Here is a 10,915-nt window from a genome sequence, read left to right on the forward strand (position 1 = left end):
CCTCAGCTCTCTCGCCGTGAGTCGGCGGCCCGCAGCTCATCCCGGAGCGTCTGCGGACTCCATTCCTCGCGCAGCGCGCGCCGTACCAGGTCCGCCTGCGAGGGCGGGGCCAGCCCGTCGACCGGCGGGTCCCGGTCGAGGTCGGTGGGGAAGGGGTAGCCCTCGGCGCTCGCGGCGATCACCCGCTCGAGCCACTCCTCGCCGGCCCCTTCCGCCTTGCGCTTGAGCAGCACCGGGTACACGGCGTCGACCACGGCCGTGCGGTCCACCGTCTCCATCGCCCGCCCGAACGCGGAGGACACCTGCAGCAGATTGGCCATGCGCCGGATGTCCGCCGAGCGGTTGGCGCCGGCCGCGTGGAACAGCGCGGGGTTGAAGAACACCGCGTCGCCCTTGGCGAGCGGGAGCTGCACATGGTGCGCCGCGAAGTACTCCTGGAACTCGGGGCGCCGCCAGGCCAGGTAGCCGGGCTCGTACTTCTGCGAGTGCGGCAGGTACATGGTCGGGCCGGACTCCACGGGCATGTCGCAGTGCGCGACGGCGCCCTGGAGGGTGAGCACGGGGGAGAGGCGGTGCACATGCGGCGGGTAGGCGGCGGCCGCCTCGTCGGACAGGAAACCGAGATGGTAGTCACGGTGCACGGTCTGGGCGGCGCCGCCCGGGTTGACCACGTTGATCTGCGAGGTGATCTGGTAGCCGGGCCCCAGCCAGGCCGAGGAGACCAGGGCGATCACCTCGTTGGCGTAGTAGTCGGCGAACGTCTCCGCGTCGTGCAGCGCCGCCTTCTCCAGGGCGTTCCACACCCGGTCGTTGGCGCCCGGCGCGGCGAAGTGGTCCCCGGCCACGGTGCCCGCGGCGCGCTGGGCGGCGATCAGGGCGTCGAACACGGCGGTGGCCCGGTCCACCACGGCGGTGTCGGGGAAGGCCCCGCGGACGACCACGATGCCGGGGCCGTCGGCCAGGGCCGCCGCCAGCTCGGCCGCGATCTCCGCCCGGCCGGCGCCGAGCAGACGATCGGCGTCGTAGAGGAGCACCCCGTCGCGCACCTCGGTGGCGTGGGGGTGGGCGGTGATGTCGGTCGGCTGCTCCACCAGTGCGCGGAAGGCGTCCAGGTCAGGTGTGAAGGACATCGTCGTCCCCTCTAGTCACGGAGCGGCTCGGTTCTGTCATTCTTGTCAGTACAAACCCCTCGAACAACCAGCAGCGAGCCATCAAAAACCCCTCAGGGAGCCGGCGCATGGGACACCCCTTCCCGATCCGGGAGATCGCACGTCAGGCAGGGCTGAGCGAGGCCACCGTCGACCGGGTGCTCAACCACCGGGGCGGGGTGCGGGAGAGCACCGCGCGGGAGGTGCACCGGGCGATCGCCGACCTGGACCGGCAGCGCACCCAGGTCCGCCTGGTCGGCCGCACCTTCATGGTGGACATCGTGATGCAGGCCCCGGAACGCTTCTCCACCGCCGTGCGGGCCGCGCTGGAGGCCGAACTCCCCTCCCTGCACCCGGCCGTGGTCCGCTCCCGCTTCCATTTCCGGGAGACGGGCCCGGTGCCGGAGCTGACCGCCGTCTGCGACCGGATCGCCCGGCGCGGCTCCCAGGGCGTCATCCTCAAGGCACCGGACGTCCCCGAGATGACCGAGGCCGTGGCACGCCTGGCCGCGGCGGACATCCCGGTGGTCACCCTGGTGACCGACCTGCCCGCCAGCGCCCGGATCGGCCACGTCGGCAGCGACAACCGGGCCGCCGGCGCCACCGCCGCCTACCTCATGGGCCAGTGGCTCGGCGGCCGCCCCGCCCATGTGCTCACCAGCCTCAGCAGCGGCTTCTTCCGCAACGAGGAGGAGCGCGAGATGGGCTTCCGCAGCGTGATGCGCGCCCGGCACCCCGAGCACACCCTGGTCGAGATCGCCGAGGGGCAGGGCCTGGACGCCGAGCAGTACGACCTCGTGCGGGTCGCCCTGGACCGGGACCCGGACATCCGCGCGGTGTACTCCATCGGCGGCGGCAACGTCGCCACCCTGCGCGCCTTCGAGGACGCCGGGCGTGACTGCGACGTCTACATCGCGCACGACCTCGACCACGACAACACCCGGCTGCTGCGCGAGCACCGCCTGTCCGCCGTCCTCCACCACGACCTCAGGCACGACCTGCGCGAGGCCTGCCACCTGGTGATGCGCGCCCACGGCGCCCTGCCGCCCGCCGGGCCCGTCCTGCCCTCCCCGATCCAGGTGGTGACGCCCTACAACATGCCGCCCGCCGCCCCGCCCCGGACACCGGCCGTCTGACGCTGTGTCACGCCAGCGCCGACGGGCGAACGCTGCCTAACGTCGTGCGCATGAGGAAACGTGCCGCTGACGGCGGTCCCGAGCGGCTGGTGGCGCTCGCCGACGGCGTCTTCGCCATCGCCATCACCCTGCTCGTCCTGGACCTCAGCATGGAGCCGGGCCTGAGCGACGAGCAGTACCACGAGGCCCTGCGCGAGCTGCTGCCCAACCTGGGCGCCTACGCGATCAGCCTGGTGGTGCTGGCCGGCTTCTGGCGCGACCACCGCATGCTGTTCAACTCCGTGCGGCAGGTCGACTCCCAAGTGATCACGCTGACCCTGCTCGGACTGGGCCTCGCGGCGCTGGTGCCCTTCCCGACCGTCCTGGTCTCGGAGTACGCCCGCCAGAGCATCTCGGTCGTCATCTACTCGGCGGTGGTCGCCGCCCTCGGCGCCGTCCACCTCGCGCTCCTGCTCCTCATCAGCAGGCGCCCGTGGCTGCGCAACGAGGAGGAGCCCCGGGGCGACGTGACCGTCTCCGCGCTGGACATGGGGTTCACGGTGGCCGTGTTCGCCGTGACCGTCCCGCTGGCGCTGGTCATCGGCTCCGCGGCCATGTGGTGGTGGCTGGTCCTGATCCCCGTCAAGGTCTGGCTGGGCAAGCGGGCCGAGGAGGCCCGCTGACCGTCACGCCCCCGCGACGGCGACCCAGCCGCCCTCCTCGGCCGAGCGGACCATCGCGTCCAGCACGGTCGCGCTGTGCACCGCGTCGGCGAGCGTGGCGCCGTGCGGGGTGCCCTCGGCCACGGAGCGCAGGAAGCGGCAGGCCTCGATGACCTTCAGGTCGTCGTAGCCCATGGCGTTGGCCGCCCCCGGCTGGAACGCGCCGAACTCGCCGTCGCCCGGCCCGACGAACACCGTGCTCACCGGCTGGTCCTGGTAGGAGGTCCCGCGGCTCACGCCGAGCTCGTTCATCCGGCGGAAGTCCCAGAACACCGCCCCCTTGGTGCCGTGCACCTCGAAGCCGTAGTTGTTCTGCTCGCCCACCGACACCCGGCACGCCTCCAGCACGCCCCGGGCGCCCGAGGCGAACCGCAGCAGGCAGTTCACATAGTCCTCGTTCTCCACCGGGCCCAGCTCGCCGCCCGCGGCGCGGGAGTGACCGGCCGTGGCACCCGCCGGCCGGGCCCGCTCGGGCACGAACACCGCCGTGTCCGCGGCCAGCGACTCGATGTCCCCCAGCAGGAACCGGGCCAGGTCCGCGCCGTGCGAGGCCAGATCGCCCAGCACCCCGCTGCCGCCCCGCCCCCGCTCGTACCGCCAGGTCAGCGCGCCCTCGGGATGCGCGGCGTAGTCGCTGAACAGCCGGAAGCGGACATGGGTGACGGTGCCCATCTCACCGGAGGCGATCAGGTCCCGGGCCGCCTCCACCGCCGGCGCGTTGCGGTAGTTGAAGCCGACCGCGCCCTGCACGCCCGCCTTCGCCACCGCGCCGGCCACCGCGCGGGCGTCCTCGGAGGTCAGGCCCACCGGCTTCTCGATCCAGATGTGCTTGCCGGCCTCGGCCATGGCCACGCCGATCTCCCGGTGCAGGAAGTTCGGCGCGGTGATGCTGACCGCCCGCACCTGCGGATCCGCGGCCACCTCGCGCCAGTCCCGGGTCGTCGAGGCGAACCCGAACTGAGCCGCGGCCTCCTCCGCCCGGCCGGGCACCTCCTCCGCCACGGTCACCAGTTCGGGACGCACGGCCAGCCGCGGATAGTGGTGCCGCACCCGCGCGTACGCCTGGGTGTGCACCCGCCCCATCCAGCCGAATCCCACGACGGCGACACCGAGCGTATCCACCATTGAGCGCCCTTCCTTGCTTGCCGGGCTTCCTCGGGCCGCTGTTTGGACCGTTCCAGAAGCTGTCCACGCCACACTGGAGGGCTCTCGGCTGCTGTGTCAAGGCTTTGCAGGGCTTTGACAGGGCGGGCCGCCTCATGGAACGGTCCATCCATGAGACCGCCGACGATCCGCGACGTGGCCGAACGGGCCGGGGTGTCCAAGTCGCTGGTCTCGCTGGTGCTGCGCGGCTCCGACCAGGTGCGCCCGGAGCGGCGCGAGGCCGTGCTGCGCGCCGCCCGCGAGCTCGGCTACCGGCCCAACGCCGCCGCCCGCAGCCTCAGCGAGCGGCGCACCCGCACCGTCGGGGTCCTCCTCAACGATCTGCGCAACCCCTGGTTCGTCGATCTGCTCGACGGCCTCAACTCCCTGCTCCACGCGAGCGGCCTGCGCATGCTGCTCTCCGACGCCCGCCTCAACCGCCGCACCGGCCAGGACCCGGCCGACCCCTTGCTGGACCTGAGGGTGGACGGTCTGGTCGTCGTCGGCACGCTGCCCGACCCGGCGGCACTGGAGCCGGTCGCCGAACGCATCCCGGTGGTGCTGGCGGGCGCACGGGAGGAAGTGCCGCCCGGGGTGGACGTGGTCGCCGGCGACGACGAGCACGGCGTCCGCCTGGTCACCGAGCACCTGATCGGGCTCGGGCACCGGCGCGTCGCGCACATCGCCGGGTACGGGGCGGTGGGCGAGCTGCGCCGCCGCAGCTTCGAGGAGACGATGCGCGGGCACGGTCTGGCCGACGGGGCGCTGGTGACGCCGGGGGACATGACCGAGGAGGGCGGCTACCGCGCCGCCGTCCGGCTGCTGAGCCGCGCCGACCGGCCCACCGCGATCCTCGCCGTGAACGACATCGCCTGCGTCGGCGCCCTGTCCGCGGCCGGCGAGCTGGGCCTCGACGTCCCCGGGGACGTCTCCGTGGCCGGCTACGACAACACCAGCCTCTCCCGGCTGCGCCACCTGTGGCTGACCACCGTGGACAACGCGAGCCACGAGGTGGGCCGCCGCGCCGCGCGCTGCCTCCTGGACCGGCTGGAGTCACCCGGCGGGCCGGGCAGCCTCCACCTGGTCAGACCGGCGCTGCAGATCCGCGGGACCACGGCAGGTCCCGGCGGTAGGGGGTAGTGCCTCAGTCGAAGTGGATGTCGTACGCCTTGCGCAGGGTCTCGTGCACCGTCCAGGTGGTGCGGTCGCCCTCGCGCAGCACGGCCATGTCGCCGGGGCCGACGTGCAGCGTCGGACCGTTCTCCACCTCGATGGTCGCGGAGCCGCTGATCACCACGAACAGCTCGTCCGCCTCGGTGTCGGTGACGACACCGGGAGTGATCTGCCAGATGCCCCGGATCCGCTTGCCGTCCGGCGACTCCCAGACGACCTTGCCGGTCACCTCCGGCGAGCCGGAGACGATCTGCTCCGGGTCGAGCGGCTCGGGGGAGAGCTCGGCGTCGGGGATGTGGACGGTGAAGCCGGACTGGGTCATGCGGCGACGGTAACGGGTACCGGCGCACACAGGGGCGACAGAATGTGCGGAATCGGACGCCGGAGGCTGACACAACGTCGTGCCCGGTCCGTGTCGGCGCGACGACCGGACGCGCACCCGGCCGGCCGGAGGTGGGGCGGTGCACACGGCCGCACGGGGCCGCTCGCGCCCCGGCGGGCGGGCTTCCCACTCCCGTGGATGTTGTAGTGTTGACCTGCGCGTTCGCCGGGCATCCCGGCCGCGCGCCGGGACGTGGCGCAGCTTGGTAGCGCACTTGACTGGGGGTCAAGGGGTCGCAGGTTCAAATCCTGTCGTCCCGACGGGCGAGCGAGCCGCCAGGGCTCGGACAAGGGGCCTGTCTCACTTCGGTGAGGCAGGCCCTTCGCGCTGTCCGCGGGGCCGGTGATGGGCCGGACGGGGGAGTCGCGCATGCACCGGGCCGGTGCCGGATCGAGCCTGGGATCATGAGCATCCGCCCCTGGGTGAGGGTCGAGCCCCCGGACAGCCGGGGCCTGCGCCGGGTCGTCGTGGGCAGCGAGACCGCGGGCAGCGTCTGGTCCCTGGCCGAGCTGCGGCGCCTGCTCACCCGTCTGGGCTACCCGGAGACCCTGGACCTGGACGACCCCGGCCAGGTGTTCTGGAGCGGCGGCGACAGCACCACCTGGCCCGACCGCCCGCGGCGCCGGCGCGCCACCACCGTGCTCATGACCGCCGGGCTGCTCGCCTCCACGGTCCTGCACATGCTGATCGGATGGCCCGACGCCCTCGGCGCGCTCACCTTCGCCCAGCGGGTCACCGGAGCCGTGTTCGTGCTGTCCGCCGTGGTGCTGGGCGCGGCGACCGTGGCGGCGATCGACCACTTCGGGCGACGACGCAGCAGGACCTCCGGGGCGTTCGTGCTGCTGGGGGCGCTCATCACGCTGGCCACCGCCAGCCTGCTGCTGTTCATGTGGTTCGAGGAGAAGGAGTTCACCCCGCATCTGCTGGTCTTCGCGCCGCTGTGGTGCTGGTCCGGGTGGGCGCTGTGGCTCCTGGCCCGGGAGCGCGCCTGGCAGGCTCTGCCCCGCCCCAAGACCTTCGCCGTCGGTGTGGTGGTCACAGCGCTGCTGTCCGCCGTGAGCCTGGCGTACTCGACCATGTACCAGCCGGTGTCGGCGCCCATGCACATCGCCCTGAAGGCCGAGTTCGGCAAGGCGCGGCCCGACCCCAGGTACCCCTATGTGCACGTTCCGCTGAAGCTCTCCATGAAGAACGACGGGGGGATCCCGGCCTACGTCCTCATCGACGACTACTCGGTCTACGGCCGGACCGCCGAGTACGGCAGCGGGAGCGACCGGGTCAGGGAGTGGCGGAGAAGCCTGGACGTGGAGGGGGCGGGCGAGGCCGAGCGCTATGTGGACCGGCTGCAGTACACCCCGGTCAGCAGCGGACTCTTCTACCGTCCCGGCGACTCGCTGGACGTGGGGCAGGAATTCGTGCTGCAGCGCGTCGTCCAGATCCCGAAGGACGCGGAGTTCGACGAGATCAACGTCGTCCTCCAGGTCACCTACATGAGGAAGGACCGCGGCAAGATCGACGCTCGTGAGCTGCGCCAGGTGCACCGGTCGTGGGACAGGAGCAGCCCCCACTACTGTCCGGTGGAGAAGTGCGGGGAGAAGCTGGTGTTCCACGGCCAGGTGCGGCACAACAACAACCTCATCAACGTGACCCGCACCCCGAGGTATGTGACGGCGGTCTGGTCGCCGGACCAGTCACCCAGGTACTCCGTCTCCTCGTTCCATTTCAAGGGTCCGGTCGCCCGGTCGGAGGAGAAGCGGGAGGACACCCGGTACGGCGTGGCGACCACGCATGTCGACATGTCGGTACCCGTCGTCGAGCTGCTGGACGGAGCCGGTGAGTGACGCCGGGTGCCGTCCCTGCGCCGCCACCTCCTGGGCCAGGGCGAACCAGGTGCCCGTCCCGACCCCCTGCCCGTCGAGAAGCCGGGCCGACTGGAGGCACTGCAGGCCCGGGGTGCCGACCGTCGGGATGAGATCGCGTGCCGATACGACCCTTTCGGCGAGCCGGCTGATCAGCTGTGCGATCTCGAACTGCGCCTCGTCGTACTTGTCGTTGCGCAACTGGGCGTGCACGTCGAGGGAGGCGCCCTCGGACTGTTCGGACCTCCAGTAGTCCTTCACCCCTTCATCGCTCCATTGCGCGGGGCTGATCGGCCCGAGCTCTCCCGCGAGCTTCCGGTCGGAGACCGACTCGAACACGGCGTCGGTGCACAGCTCGGCGGCCTTGTCGATCGATGTGTCCGGCAGACCGCGGGCCACGGCCTCCTCGCCCAGTAGCTTCTCCAACCGGCGCAGCTGCCGGTCCAGTTCCTTGCGCGCCTCGGCCCGCTCCTCCTCGGACCTGGTGGGGTCGTCGGACTCCTCCAGGGACTTGCTGGCGTCGTCCGTGGCGTCCGCGAGGTCCTTGCGCCTCCCGTCGGTGGTCTCGGACTGGGCGACGGTGCTCAGCCCGACTCCTATCCGGCTCGCGGGCTGGAGCCCCGACTTCGGGGCACCCGCCAGGAGCGCCTTCGACTCGTCGTCCATCGTCAGAGCGCCCGTCAACTGCCCCACGGTGCGGGACAGATGCTCCCGCACAGCCTCGGGCGTGCCGCGGTCGGCGATCAGCTCGAGGACCGCTGCCGACCTGCGCACGATCAGCACGGCCATGCCCCGCTGCTCGGGCGGCACACCGGGGTCGCTGACCACGTCCAGCGCGGAGACCAGCCGCTCGACGGCGGCGATCAGATCCTTGCGCACCTCGCCGGGGATCCCGGCGGCATTGATCGTCTCCAGGGCGTCGGCGAGCTCCTGGGCGGTCTCGACGATCCCCTTCCTCTCCTGCGGTGAGGTGCGGGCGCTCGACGTCTTCTCCAGAAGGGTCGTCAACTGCTCGATGCTGGGCGTGAGTTCCTCGGGCGCCTCGACGACGAGCTTCTCCAGCTCGGCGCTCACCTGGTCGACTTCCTGCTTCTGCGCCGCCACGGCGGCGGCCACGGTCTGAGCGCCGTCCTTCTTCTCCCCGTCCTGCTTGTTCTCGTCCTTCTCCGAGTCGTCCCCGCCGTCCCCGTCCCCTCCTCCGTCCTTCTCCTCCTCGTCGCCGGAGGAACCGGTGGTCCCCCCGCCGTCCCCCGGATCGACCTCGCCCTCGTCCGGAGACCCGTCGGAGGGGCTGGTGGGGCCGGGGTCCGTGTCCGGCGGATCGGTCTGTTCGGGGGGCGTCGTGGGCGGCGGTTCGGTGCTCCCGCTCCCCGGCGGCGGCTCGTCCGCGGACGGCGGGGGTTCCGTCTGCGCGGATGCGCCCCTGGTGACGCTCCCGTCCGCCGGCGGCGCCGCCAGGGCCGTCGCCACGCCCGCCGGCAGCGCGAGCACCGCGGCCACGGCGGATGCGCAGACCCGGTACGCGACAGGTCGGCGGGAATATCTGGCCATGGCGGTTCCCGATGCGTTGCGGTGTGTTGCGCGTCCTCGCGGGCGATGGCCCCTGCGGGCGATGGCCTCCGCGTGCGGCGCTGCGGCGGGACTCGAGATGAGGCTCGGCGCTCCCGAGCCGTTACATCTCCACTGTTCACCCGCACGCCCCGCTCCGCAACGCGAGGCGGGGAGGGCCCGGAACGGGGCGTCAGGCCGCTCCGAACGCCGTGAACGCCCAGCCCGTCGCCGCGTGCACCGCGTCGCCCGGCAGGGCGGCCCGCGCGTCGCGGAGGGCCTCGGCCAGGGACAGGCCCGCGCCGAGGCCCTTGTGCAGGGCCAGCATCAGCGGGACCACCGCCGCGTCGTTGACCGGGGCGCTGCACGCCACCACGCCCGCGGTGCCGAGCGGCAGCAACGCGGTGACCAGGCCGAGGAGTTCGTCCGCGCCGACCGTGGCGAAGCGGGCCGTGTCGCAGCAGGACAGGATGATGCGATACGGGCTGCGTTCCAGGCGCTCGAAGTCGTGCACGATGAGCGGCCCGTCCGCCATCCGCAGGGAGGAGAACATCGGTCCGTCCGCGCGGAACGCGCCGTGCGCGGCGATGTGGGCCAGTGCCGCACCGTCCAGCTCCGCGAGCACCCGCGGCACCGTCGCCCCGTCGTGCTCCAGGACGGTGGCGGCGCCGTAGCGGTCGGCCAGTTCGGGCACCTCCGCGCCGCCGGTCGCCAGGCCGGGGCCGCGCACCAGCACCTGCCGGCCCCCGGGCGGCGGCGCCGTCCGCTTCGCGCGCAGCCAGCTGCTCGCCGACGGCGACACACTGAGCACCCGGTCCCGCAGCGACGGCAGCAGCGCCCACGGCACCCGGTGCAGCCGCCCCGGCGGCACGATCACCACCGGGCCGCTGCCCAGGTGCTCCGCCGCAGGACCCAGCAGCAGCTCCTCCAGGCGCCGCCCCGCGGCCTCCACCAGCGGCAGCCGGGCCGCCGCCCCCGGATGCGCCAGCCGTCTCAGCCCCGCCTGGACGTGCTCCGCCTCGGTCTCCGCCGCCGCGAGCAGACCCGCCTCGAACCGGCGCACCCGGCCCCGGCCGCACACCAGCACCTGCACCCGGCCGGCCGGCACGGCGAGCTCCACCAGCGTGATGTCGTCGCCCAGATGCCGCAGCAGGGTGCCGACGTCGAACCGGTCGCCGTCGCCCGCCGCCTCGCCGCGCATGTGCAGGGTGCGGGAGCGGATCTCCCGCTCCAGGCGGCGCTGTTCGCGCTCCAGCGCGGGGACGGGCCGGCCCTCCTGGCGGGCCTCCTCGGCGCGGGCGGCGATCTCCCGGTAGGCGGTCATGCCGCTCAGCAGCGCCGGGTCGGCCGGAGGCCGGGTGGGCGGGGCGGACAGGGCGGTGGCCCGCCAGCGTTCGCTCCACACCAGCAGCCGCCGCGGCCCGCCGGACACCAGGCAGGCCTGCTGCGCCAGCGCCGCCAGCTCCGCGCCCTGCGCGGTGGCGCGGGCGCGCAACTCCGAGGCGCCCAGCGTCATCCGGTGGTCGTCCAGCACGTCCAGACCGTGCCGGCAGGCCTCCAGCACGCCCCGGGCGGAGCCGGCCGCCCGGGCGCGCAGCGCCTGCGCCGCCCAGCCGGTCATCCGGGCCAGCGGGGGACCGCCGCGCCGGCTGCGGGCGGCGACGGCCAGGTGCCGCTCCGCCTCGGCCGCCCGGCCCAGGTCCAGGGCGATCCGCCCGGCGAGCAGGAAGGCTTCCGGCGCGGCCGGGGCGCCCAGCGCCGTCAGCTGTTCGGCCACCGCCGCCGCGGCCGCGACCAGCCGCCCGGAGCGGCGGCCGGCGGCATG

General features: G+C 73.3%; 8 protein-coding genes and 1 tRNA gene. 4 read left to right on the forward strand and 5 right to left on the reverse strand.

The window, feature by feature from the left end:
• Positions 1–2 precede the first annotated feature (2 nt).
• Positions 3–1,130, reverse strand: coding sequence for a phytanoyl-CoA dioxygenase family protein (locus tag ABD198_RS25080; protein WP_344005962.1), 1,128 nt, complete (start codon positions 1,128–1,130; stop codon positions 3–5).
• 107 nt (positions 1,131–1,237) lie between these two features.
• Between ABD198_RS25080 and ABD198_RS25085 the strand changes: the two genes are divergently transcribed.
• The gene (locus ABD198_RS25085) at positions 1,238–2,284 is read left to right on the forward strand and encodes a LacI family DNA-binding transcriptional regulator (RefSeq protein WP_344005964.1); all 1,047 of its coding nucleotides are present in this window, start codon (positions 1,238–1,240) and stop codon (positions 2,282–2,284) included.
• A 50-nt stretch (positions 2,285–2,334) separates the two neighbouring features.
• A complete protein-coding gene (locus ABD198_RS25090; protein WP_344005966.1) occupies positions 2,335–2,946 on the forward strand; it encodes a TMEM175 family protein in 612 nt (203 codons plus the stop codon).
• A gap of 3 nt (positions 2,947–2,949) precedes the next feature.
• Here the strand turns inward: ABD198_RS25090 and ABD198_RS25095 are convergent, their stop codons facing one another.
• The gene (locus tag ABD198_RS25095) at positions 2,950–4,110 is read right to left on the reverse strand and encodes a Gfo/Idh/MocA family protein (protein ID WP_344005968.1); all 1,161 of its coding nucleotides are present in this window, start codon (positions 4,108–4,110) and stop codon (positions 2,950–2,952) included.
• Between the two features lie 150 nt (positions 4,111–4,260).
• Between ABD198_RS25095 and ABD198_RS25100 the strand changes: the two genes are divergently transcribed.
• Positions 4,261–5,268 carry a LacI family DNA-binding transcriptional regulator gene (locus ABD198_RS25100; RefSeq protein WP_344005970.1) on the forward strand — a complete coding sequence of 336 codons (1,008 nt, stop codon included), beginning with the start codon at positions 4,261–4,263 and terminating at the stop codon, positions 5,266–5,268.
• Between the two features lie 4 nt (positions 5,269–5,272).
• On the opposite strand, the gene ABD198_RS25105 is transcribed toward ABD198_RS25100, so the two are convergent.
• Positions 5,273–5,623, reverse strand: coding sequence for a cupin domain-containing protein (locus ABD198_RS25105; RefSeq protein WP_344005972.1), 351 nt, complete (start codon positions 5,621–5,623; stop codon positions 5,273–5,275).
• A 246-nt stretch (positions 5,624–5,869) separates the two neighbouring features.
• Here ABD198_RS25105 and ABD198_RS25110 point away from each other — a divergent pair.
• Positions 5,870–5,943 (forward strand) — tRNA-Pro (locus ABD198_RS25110).
• A 1,431-nt stretch (positions 5,944–7,374) separates the two neighbouring features.
• Here ABD198_RS25110 and ABD198_RS25115 read toward each other — a convergent pair.
• Positions 7,375–9,093: a hypothetical protein gene (locus ABD198_RS25115; protein WP_344005973.1), complete on the reverse strand. Its 1,719-nt coding sequence runs from the start codon at positions 9,091–9,093 to the stop codon at positions 7,375–7,377.
• A 190-nt stretch (positions 9,094–9,283) separates the two neighbouring features.
• The coding region (locus ABD198_RS25120; RefSeq protein WP_344005974.1) for a CHAT domain-containing protein at positions 9,284–10,915 on the reverse strand (1,632 nt) is incomplete at its 5' end.

The sequence above is a fragment of the Streptomyces thermocarboxydovorans genome (genome assembly GCF_039524635.1).
Lineage (GTDB): Bacteria > Actinomycetota > Actinomycetes > Streptomycetales > Streptomycetaceae > Streptomyces > Streptomyces thermocarboxydovorans.

Excerpts from the sequence above, each read along its gene's own strand:
- ABD198_RS25080 (WP_344005962.1), bottom strand. The coding sequence starts at position 1,130 with ATGTCCTTCACACCTGACCTGGACGCCTTCCGCGCACTGGTGGAGCAG.
- ABD198_RS25085 (WP_344005964.1), top strand. The coding sequence starts at position 1,238 with ATGGGACACCCCTTCCCGATCCGGGAGATCGCACGTCAGGCAGGGCTG.
- ABD198_RS25090 (WP_344005966.1), top strand. The coding sequence starts at position 2,335 with ATGAGGAAACGTGCCGCTGACGGCGGTCCCGAGCGGCTGGTGGCGCTC.
- ABD198_RS25095 (WP_344005968.1), bottom strand. The coding sequence starts at position 4,110 with ATGGTGGATACGCTCGGTGTCGCCGTCGTGGGATTCGGCTGGATGGGG.
- ABD198_RS25100 (WP_344005970.1), top strand. The coding sequence starts at position 4,261 with ATGAGACCGCCGACGATCCGCGACGTGGCCGAACGGGCCGGGGTGTCC.
- ABD198_RS25105 (WP_344005972.1), bottom strand. The coding sequence starts at position 5,623 with ATGACCCAGTCCGGCTTCACCGTCCACATCCCCGACGCCGAGCTCTCC.
- ABD198_RS25115 (WP_344005973.1), bottom strand. The coding sequence starts at position 9,093 with ATGGCCAGATATTCCCGCCGACCTGTCGCGTACCGGGTCTGCGCATCC.